We start from the raw sequence: 9,369 nt of genomic DNA on the forward strand, positions 1-9,369 counted from the left end.
GGCGAGCCGATGAAGCCGGCGACGAACAGGTTGGCCGGCTCGTGGTAAAGCTCCATCGGCGTGCCGACCTGCTGCACGATGCCGTCCTTCAGCACCACGATCCGGTCGGCAAGCGTCATCGCCTCGACCTGATCGTGGGTCACGTAGATCATCGTGGCGTCGAGCTGGTTGTGGAGCTTGCCGATCTCCATGCGCATGTCCATCCGGAGCGCCGCGTCGAGATTGGAGAGCGGCTCGTCGAACAGGAAGACCGCCGGATTGCGCACGATGGCGCGGCCGATCGCCACCCGTTGACGCTGGCCGCCGGAAAGCTGTGAGGGGCGGCGGTCGAGCAGGTGCTCCATCTGCAGGATGCGCGCGGCACGGCTCACCGCCTCTTCCTTCTCCTTCTTCGGCACGCCGGCGATCGTCAGCCCGAAGGCCACATTTTCGCGCACCGACATGTGCGGGAAGATCGCATAGGTCTGGAACACCATGGCGATGCCGCGCTCCTTCGGCTGCAGGTCGTTGACCGTTTTGCCGCCGATCTCGAGCGTGCCGTCGGTGATGTCCTCCAGCCCCGCGATCATTCTGAGCAGCGTGGACTTGCCGCAGCCGGAAGGCCCGACGAACACGACGAACTCGCCATCCTTGATATCGAGATCGACGCCCTTGATGACCTCGACCTTGCCGTAGGATTTGCGGACCGATTTGAGCGACAGTTCTGCCATGTGGTTCTCCCTCAGCCCTTCACGCCGGTCGACGCGATCGATGCGATGAATGCGCGCTGCAGCACCAGATAGAAGGCCAGCACCGGCACGGTGATCAGCGACAGATAGGCCATGACCTCGCCCCACGGCACGTTGAGCTGGAAGAAATAGCCGAGCCCGACCATGATCGGCCGGTGGGCCTCGTCCTGCACCACGATCAGCGGCCAGAGATATTGTTCATTGTACATTTTCAAGGCTTTCAGGATTGCGGCGGTGGCGATCACCGGGCCGGAGAGCGGCATCACCACCCGGCGGTAGATCTGCCACCAGCTCGCCCCTTCCGCGCGCGCGGCCTCGATCAGCTCGCGCGGCAGGTCCTTGAAATACTGGACGAACAGGAAGATCGTCAGCGCATCGGCGATCCACGGGATGATCTGGACGCGGTAGGTGTTGAGCCATCCCCACGAAAACCCGTCAAGGCCGATCCAGGGCAGGCGTGAGACGAACAAGAGCAGCGGGATCGCGATGGTCTCGAACGGAATGATCAGCGTGGCAAGCACGATCGACAGCACCACCGCATTGCCGCGCCACCGGACGAAGGTGAACGAGAACGCTCCGAGCGAGCAGAGGAACAGCGAGGCCAGCACCGTGATCGTGGTCACCATCACCGAATTGAACACGAACAGCCCGATCGGCGCGCGGCGGAAGGCGCCGGCATAATTGTCGAGGCTGATATCGCCGACGGGCAGGAAGGCGCGCAGCGAGGATGTATCGTTCAGAAGTTGGTTGTCGGGCTTCAGCGACGACATCACCATGAACAGGAGCGGCAGCAGGAACACCAGCGCCACCAGCACCAGGACCAGATAGCGGACGGCGAGCCTGAGGCCATGATTGTCGTTGGAGATAGCGGCCATGGCTCAGTTCCTTTCCCGCGTGAAATAGCGCTGCGCCAGCGAGATCGCGAGCACCAGCACGAACAGCACCACGGAGATGGTGGAGCCGCCGGAAATATCCTGTCGCCCATAGCCGCGCTCGACGGCCTGGAACACCAGCGTCTGCGTGCTGTCGAGCGGCCCTCCCTTGGTCATCACGTCGATCTGGGCGAAGACGGCGAAGGCCTGCATGGTGATCACCACTAGCACCAGCACGGCGGTGTTGCGCAGCCCCGGCCAGGTGACGTAGCGGAAGGTCTGCCATTTCGACGAGCCCTCGATGGCGGCGGCCTCGTAGAGCGTGGGCGGTATGGTCTGCAGCCCGGCGAGCCAGATCACCATGTGGAAGCCGACCGCCTGCCAGATCGACATGGCGATGATCGAGCCGAGCGCCGTATGGGTGTTGCCGAGCCAGTCCACCGGCTGGAACAGGCCGAAGGTCAGGCCGGATAACAGCGCGTTCAAAAGCCCGTCATTGCCGTCATAGATAAACCGCCAGAGCAGCGACACGACCACGATCGAGACCACGACCGGCATGAAGAACACGGCCCGGAACACATTGACCCCACGTAATCGCTGGTTGATCAGAAGCGCAAGCCCCAGCGCCAGCCCGGCCTGCACGGGCGCGGTGACCGCGACGAAGATCAGCGTGTTCACCAGCGCCCGCATGAACACCACGTCGCGCGCCACCACCACATAGGCGGTGTTTCCGGCATGGATGCGGAACCATTCGCGCATGCCGCGATATTGCGGATAGTCGTCGGAGCGGGTGAGGGAGCGCACCCGGGGATATTCGAGATTGCCGTCCTCATCGCGCGCAAGCGTTCCGTCGTCGGCGGTTTCGGGCTCAAGCTTGATGACATTGAGGCCGAGGAGATCGCGATAGTTCTCCGCGCCGACATAGCGGGTCGGATTGGGCGATATCAGGCGTTGGTCGGTGAGCGAGAACGCGATCGCCAGAAAGAACGGAAGGATGATGAACAGGCCGATGAGCAGGATCGAAGGCGCGGCAAACGCCCACCCGGCTCCATTGTTCTCCGTCAGTTTCCGGCTCATATGTCTGTCCTGTCCTATGTCGAGGAGGCGGCGGGCCGGCGGGACTGCCTCTCCTCAAAAGCCGCGCGTTTTGATCGAACGATGCCTTGCCACGATTCAATCTCCCCCCTTGAGGGGGAGATGCCCGGCAGGGCAGAGAGGGGTGAACCCTTTCCGAGAGCACGGCGTCAGCGGCTTATGCCCATTACCCCTCTCTGTCGCTTTCGCGACATCTCCCCCTCAAGGGGGGAGATTAGGGGCGCATCACGCCTCCGCTAATCCTTCCCCTCGAGGAAAAGGGGCCGGCCGAAGCCGGCCCCTTGCCCCCTTACCCGTTGTGGCCGTAGCCCTGGTTGCGGTCGATATCGGTGTCGATCTCGTCGACCGCGCCGTCGAGCGTGTCGGCAACGTCCGCGCCGTTGGCGATATCGGCGATCGCCTTCTGGAACACGCTGGTCTCCACCACATAGCCGGGAGTGACCGGACGCAGCGACCCCTGCGCATCCGACAGGCCGTAGAACACGGCGAGCGGCGCGCCCTCCTTGTAGAAGTCGGACATGTCGGCGGCGGCCTGGGTGGCCGGCACGAGGCCGATGCCGTTGGAGAAATCGGCAAGATACTGGTCCTGCAACGCGAATTCGATGAACGCCGCCGCGCCCTCGGGATGTTCGGAAGATGCCGAAATGCCGAGCTGCCAGCTCGCCGCGCCGATCTTCGGGCCCTCGCCGAAATCGGGCGCGGGCAGGAACACCACGTCATCGAAGGCGTCCAGCTTGACGCGCGCCGTCCAGTTGCCGTTCCAGTCGATGGCGTAATCGCCGTTGATGAAGCCGTTCTGATGGTCGGCCGGGTCCTGGCTCGGTCCGGGCGCGAGGCCGCGCTCGAACAGCGACTGCCACCATTCGCCGAACGCGATCGCCGCCTCGCCGTTCAGCACGCCCTCGGCGCTCTGGTAGTCGGAGCGGTCGACAAGGTCGCCGCCAAAGGATTGCAGGAAGGGCAGGAAGGCATAGGTGTACCACTCGCCGGCATCCGCCATGCCGAGGTTCAGCGGATATTCGAAATCGCCGCTCTCCTTCAACTTGACGAGGATGTCGTCGAACTCCTCCGCCGTCCACGGCTCTTCCAGCGTCGGCTTGCGGATGTCGTATTTGTCGAGATAGGACTGGCGGGTCATCATCGCGAGCGCCGCGTCCCAAAGGCCGACGGAATAGATCTGGCCGTCCCATTCGCCGATCGCGCCGGGCAGGAAGCCGTCGAGCTTGGCCTTGTCGATCGGCAGCGGCTGCATGTAGCCGGACCATGCCCAGTTCGGCATGATCGGGCCATCGACATCGATGATATCCGGCAGGTTGCCGGCGAGAGCGGCCGCCGTCACGGAATCATTGTAGGAATCCTCGGGGAAGCTTTCGAGAACCACTTCCCAGTCATCCTGGCTGTCGTTGAAGTCGGAAACGATGCTTTTCAGAATGCTCGATTCCGTCTCGTTGCCGGCGCCGTGATACCACATCGTCAGTTCCGTGGCGGCATAACCGGTCGCGGGCAGCGCCGTGGTCGCCATCAGCGAGGCCAGGATGAAAGCTGTCTTCTGCATGTTATCTCCTCCGATAAACTGCGCTCAGGCGGAATTGCCTGGAAGGCGCGGCGGCGTAGCCACCGCAGTGAACGGTCTTCGGGAGGGCATGCCGCGCAAGCGGCGGGCGGGACTGTTCCCCGGCCAAGGCCGGGGACCCACGAGGGAAGAGGTGGCGGGGGCCTTCCGGCGCACAGACAAACGATAAACCGTTCCGCGCGCTCAGGTTGTCATGACACCCTCCCCGTGCCAGGACAAAGCCACCCCGCCAGTGTCCTGCCAGAGGCAGGACACATCTGATGGTTAACGGTTTACTAACACGAAAGTTCCCCCGGGCTCAACCGGCGGACGCAAACACTTTCGAACCTGGTCTTTCGTCTGCCGCCGCCAATGCCGGCCGCTATTTGAAGCCCATGACGCGGTGGGGAATGTAGGGCGCCTCAAGCCGGGCGATCTCGTCGCCAGTCAGGGAGATTTCCAGCGCGCCCGCTGCATCGTCCAGGTGGTGCGGCTTCGAGGCGCCGATGATCGGCGCGGAAACGACCTTCTTCGACAGCACCCAGGCAAGCGCCACCTGGGCCATCGGCACGCCGCGCGCCGCGGCAATGGCCTCGACGGCGTCCACCACCTTGCGGTCGGCATCTGCGGTTTCGGAAAACAGCGTCTTGCCGAATTCATCGGTTTCGGTGCGGTTGGTTGCGGTGTCGAAGGGCCGGGTCAGGCGGCCGCGCGCCATCGGGCTCCACGGAATGACGCCGATGCCCTCGGCTTCGCACAGCGGCAGCATTTCCCGCTCCTCCTCGCGGTAGAGCAGGTTGACATAGTTCTGCATGGTCGAAAACCGCGTCCAGCCATTGGCCTTCTGGGTGGCGAGCATGGTGGCGAACTGCCAGGCATGCATGGATGAGGCGCCGATATAGCGCGCCTTGCCGGCCTTCACCACGTCGTGGAGCGCTTCCAGCGTCTCCTCGATCGGCACGTCGTAGTCGAAGCGGTGGATCTGGTAGAGGTCGACATAATCGGTGCCGAGCCGGCGCAGCGAATTGTCGATTTCCTGCATGATCGCCTTGCGCGAAAGGCCGGCACCGTTCGGGCCCTCATGCATGCGGTTCATCACCTTGGTGGCGAGCACGATCTCCTCGCGCCGGGCGAAGTCCTTCAACGCGCGGCCGACGATCTCCTCAGACGTGCCTGCGGAATAGACATTGGCGGTGTCGAAGAAATTGATCCCGTCTTCCACCGCCTTGCGGATGAAGGGCCGGCTTTCCTCCTCGCCGAGCGACCATGGATGGCTGCCCTTGTCGGGCGCGCCATAGGTCATGCAGCCAAGGCAAAGGCGGGAAACATCGAGGCCGGTGCGGCCGAGCTTGACGTATTTCATAGGTGGTTCCCCCGGTTTTCGTCAGATTTGACGATATCTTCGCCGCCGGCAAGACGAAACTGCAGCCGGCGGCGCTTTGGCATTTTCAATGCCGCAGATCAGGCCGCCTTGGCGAAGGCCTTCTTGCCTTCGGCATCGAGGGCTGCGAACTCCTCGTCGGACAGCGTGATATTGGCCGCGGCGACATTCTCTTCCAGATGCTTGACCTTGGAAGTGCCGGGGATCGGCAGCATGACCGGGCTGCGCTTCAGCACCCAAGCAAGCGCGATCTGGCTCGGCGCCGCGTCGTGCTTTCTGGCGATCTCATCCAGCAGCGAGCCCGGGTTGGCGAGGTCGCCGGCGGCCAGCGGGAACCAAGGAATGAAGCCGATATTGTTTGCCGCACAGTAATCCAGGACGTCTTCGCTGGTGCGGTCGACCAGATTGTAGCGGTTCTGAACGGTGGCGACGGGGAACACCTTGTTGGCGGCCTCGATGTCGGCGACCGACACCTCGGATAGACCGGCATGGGCGATCAGGCCTTCGCCCAGGAACTCCTTGATCGCGCCGAACTGCTCGTCGGCCGGCACCTTGTCGTCGATACGGTGAAGCTGCCACAGGTCGATCTGCTCGATCCTCAGATTGCGCAGGCTCTTGTGAACCTGCTGGCGCAGATATTCCGGCCGTCCGACCGGGATCCAGACATTGGGTCCGGTGCGGGTCAGCCCGCCCTTGGTGGCGACCTTTACGTCGTCATAGGGGTGGAGCGCTTCCTTGATCAGCCACTCGGAAATGTCAGGGCCGTAGCTGTCGGCGGTGTCGATGAAATCGACGCCCAGTTCCGGCAGGCGCTTCAGCGTGGCCAGCGCGCCCTCGCGATCGTCAGGCTCGGCCCAGATGCCCTTGCCGGTGATCCGCATGGCGCCATAGCCGAGGCGATTGACCTTCAGCTTGCCGCCGATGGAAAATGTGCCGGCCTTGTCGGCGATTTTGTCAGCCATTGTTGTCTCCGTGATGGAATGCGCGGGCCGAACGGCCTCGGCGCGGGAAAATATCAATTGCTGAACTGACGTGGGTCGGCGGCGACGGGATTTCAAGACGAAGGGTCGCCGCAGCCAGGCCGCGGCGTCGCCTTGCGGTCCATGCTGTTACCGTTCATCGCCGAAATATTGCTGCGCAAGCGCGCGCACCACGCCGTCCTCCTGCAGCGCCAGAAGGCGCACCGTGATCGGCTGGATCAGCGTGTCCTGACCATAGGGCAGGGCGAAGCCGAATTTGTCGGGCGCGAAGATGCGGCCGACGACATCGAGACCGAGTCCGGGGTTCTGGGCCTTGTAATATTCCAGCACCGGCGCGTCGCCGACGATCGCGTCGATCTCGGCGCCGCGCAGGGCCGCGACGGCATCGTCCATCCCGGTATAGGTGATGAAATCGACGCCGTTGCGGCGCATCCGGTTTTCGGCGGTCGACCCCCTGAAGACGCCGACAGTGCGGCCCGGCAGGTCATCCGGCCCGGTAATGCTGCCGGTGATCGCGATGCTGGTCATCACGCTGGTGACCGATGAGGTGATATAGGCAACGACGGCAATGCCGATGATCAGCCAGAAGGCCGAGAAAATCTTGCCATACCACCCGAAAAGCTTGGCCCGGCCCGGAAGCGTGCCCCGGGTCACCACCAGCATGACAGAATAGAAGCTTTCGGCTATGCCGTCGCGCCAGCGCCTCGTAAAGTTCTTGTCGAAGTGCCGGTCGAATAGCGTCAGCCCGATCGTGCCGATCGCGATGAACACGAGCAGCCAGGCGTAGTAGCGCAGGTAGCCGGCTTCGGCGAGACCGTTCCAGACATTCACAAGGGAAGATGTGGTCCGGTTATCAATCATGATGCGCAGACCGGAATCGAACCAGGGCTGGGTGAAATCGACCAGTTCCGCGCGCTCCTCGGTAATCGAGATCGCGCCGACCGCCACATCGACCTCTCTCGCCGCAGTTGCCGCCAGAAGGTCGGCGACCGTTGCGTATTCGACATAGGTCGGATCGATGTTGAAGCCTTTCTCGATCTCCCGCCAGAGTTCGCTCGCCATGCCCGTCAGTGTTCCGTCGTCCTTTTTGGTGATGAACGGCGGCAGCACGCGGTAGCCGACCCTGATCTGCAGCGGTTCGTCTGTCTGCTGGCCGAAGGAGGGAACGGCCGATCCGCACACTGCGAGAAACAACACGGAAAACAGAAAGCCCCAACGGGAGAGTTTCAGGTATTGGCTTGCTTTTGACATCTGTCGGGCAGTCCTTTCGGTTATCCCCTGTAGATCAGGAGAAGGAAGGCAACGAAGAGCAGGAAATGCACAGCGCCCTGCAACAGGTTGGTGCGCCCGCTGGAAAATGTGACGATGCTGACGACGAGGATCAGCACCAGAAGCAGCGCGTCCGTCGGCGCGAGGCCGAGCTGCAGGTTGAGGCCGAGCGCGCTGGAGACCGCGAGCATGATCGGAACGGTCAGGCCGATCGTGGCGAGCACCGATCCGAGGAATATATTCACGGAGGATTGCAGTCGCTTGTTCAGCGCCGCTCTCACCCCGCCAATGCCTTCCGGCGTGGTGACCAGGATGGCCATCAGCACCCCGCCGATCACGCCGGGCGCGCCGCGGGTCTCAATGATATAGTCGATCGGCTTGGCGAGCTGCTCGACCAGATAGACCACCGGCAGGATGTAGCAGAACAGCAGGATGACGCTCAGCCAGAGTGGCCCCGAAGGCTTTTTGTGCTCTTCGGTGGGCGCCCCGTCTTCTTCCGGCTGGGCGAAATAGCCGCGATGCCGCCCGGTCTGCATCATCAGGAAAATCAGATAGAGCCCCGCCGCCATCAGGCCGAGCATCACCTTTTGCAGGTCGCTCAGGGTCGGCCCTTCGGTGGAGCGGGTAAAGTTGGGCAGGATCAGGCTGAACACGGCAAGCGGAATGATCACGCCCAGATAGGCATTGGCGCCCTGCAGGTTGAAGGTCAGCTCGCGATGGCGCAGCGCGCCGAGCAGCAGCGAAATGCCCAACATGCCACCCATGATGATCATCACCACCGAAAACAGCGTATCGCGCACCAAGGCGGGGTTATTCTCGCCATTCAGCATCACCGCGGTAATGCTCAGCACCTCGATGCCGGTGATCGACAGCGTCAGCACCAGCGTGCCGAAGGGCTCACCCAGCCGCTCGGAGATCGCTTCGGCATGACGCACGACGCCGACGGCGGATGCCAGGATCACGGAAAAAAGCCATGCGAGCAGAAAGGTCAGCTTCACCGGGTGACCCATGTCGTGAAACAGCCTGTCTTCAAACAGGAAAGCGATAATGCTGGTGACAACGGCAATGCCGAGAACGCGTTCGCGTTTGACGAAAGCGAGAAACGAGGGCGACCCTGCGGCCTCGGGCGCGCTATGCTCGCTGGTCAAGGGCATGCCTCCTGATATCGGACGTTTCCGTCGCCTTGGACTGGTTATTCGATTGCCATGTTATCGCCATCTTTTCAACTGCCGGATGGTGTTGCGCATCCTGACCGCGCCATGAAAGAGGGCGGGACGGGTTCGCCTGACCGGATATGCGTCGACAATGGAGGCCCGGATCAGGTCCGGGCGCGACACGTGCGGCAAGGTGGCGCGGGCATGAGGCGCCGTCGCTCCGGCTCTCACCTGAAGGCTTCTAGAGCCCTTCAGTCTTAAATGGAATCCGTTCTGTTTGCCCAAACCGGTCATTCCACGCGAAGAAGCCCGCACGGCATAGCCATAGCTATGGCGAA

9 protein-coding genes are annotated in these 9,369 nt (G+C 62.8%); all 9 read right to left on the reverse strand.

The genetic code is table 11. The features are described from left to right. Nucleotides 1–710 (reverse strand): ABC transporter ATP-binding protein (locus B4E36_RS02540; protein ID WP_345899941.1); only part of this gene is annotated, 710 nt, incomplete at its 3' end. Nucleotides 711–721: 11 nt separating this feature from the next. After that, nucleotides 722–1,603, reverse strand: a complete 882-nt coding sequence (locus tag B4E36_RS02545) for a carbohydrate ABC transporter permease (protein ID WP_292052836.1) — start codon at nucleotides 1,601–1,603, stop codon at nucleotides 722–724. 3 nt (nucleotides 1,604–1,606) lie between these two features. Further along, nucleotides 1,607–2,677: a carbohydrate ABC transporter permease gene (locus B4E36_RS02550; RefSeq protein WP_292052839.1), complete on the reverse strand. Its 1,071-nt coding sequence runs from the start codon at nucleotides 2,675–2,677 to the stop codon at nucleotides 1,607–1,609. 307 nt (nucleotides 2,678–2,984) lie between these two features. After that, nucleotides 2,985–4,250 (reverse strand): ABC transporter substrate-binding protein, encoded by a 1,266-nt coding sequence (locus B4E36_RS02555; protein ID WP_292052842.1) that lies wholly within the window; start codon nucleotides 4,248–4,250, stop codon nucleotides 2,985–2,987. 379 nt (nucleotides 4,251–4,629) lie between these two features. Further along, complete coding sequence (locus B4E36_RS02560; protein WP_345899942.1) at nucleotides 4,630–5,610, reverse strand: aldo/keto reductase; 981 nt, start codon at nucleotides 5,608–5,610, stop codon at nucleotides 4,630–4,632. A 98-nt stretch (nucleotides 5,611–5,708) separates the two neighbouring features. Beyond that, the gene (locus tag B4E36_RS02565) at nucleotides 5,709–6,590 is read right to left on the reverse strand and encodes an aldo/keto reductase (protein WP_292052846.1); all 882 of its coding nucleotides are present in this window, start codon (nucleotides 6,588–6,590) and stop codon (nucleotides 5,709–5,711) included. Between the two features lie 147 nt (nucleotides 6,591–6,737). Further along, nucleotides 6,738–7,859, reverse strand: coding sequence for a transporter substrate-binding domain-containing protein (locus B4E36_RS02570; protein ID WP_292052847.1), 1,122 nt, complete (start codon nucleotides 7,857–7,859; stop codon nucleotides 6,738–6,740). Nucleotides 7,860–7,879: 20 nt separating this feature from the next. Continuing rightward, nucleotides 7,880–9,031, reverse strand: coding sequence for a calcium:proton antiporter (locus B4E36_RS02575; RefSeq protein WP_292052849.1), 1,152 nt, complete (start codon nucleotides 9,029–9,031; stop codon nucleotides 7,880–7,882). A gap of 54 nt (nucleotides 9,032–9,085) precedes the next feature. Continuing rightward, the coding region (locus B4E36_RS02580) for a hypothetical protein (protein WP_345899943.1) at nucleotides 9,086–9,369 on the reverse strand (284 nt) is incomplete at its 5' end.

Origin of the sequence: Martelella sp. UBA3392 (assembly GCF_002358775.1) — a bacterium.
In the GTDB taxonomy this organism is placed as follows: domain Bacteria; phylum Pseudomonadota; class Alphaproteobacteria; order Rhizobiales; family Rhizobiaceae; genus Martelella; species Martelella mediterranea.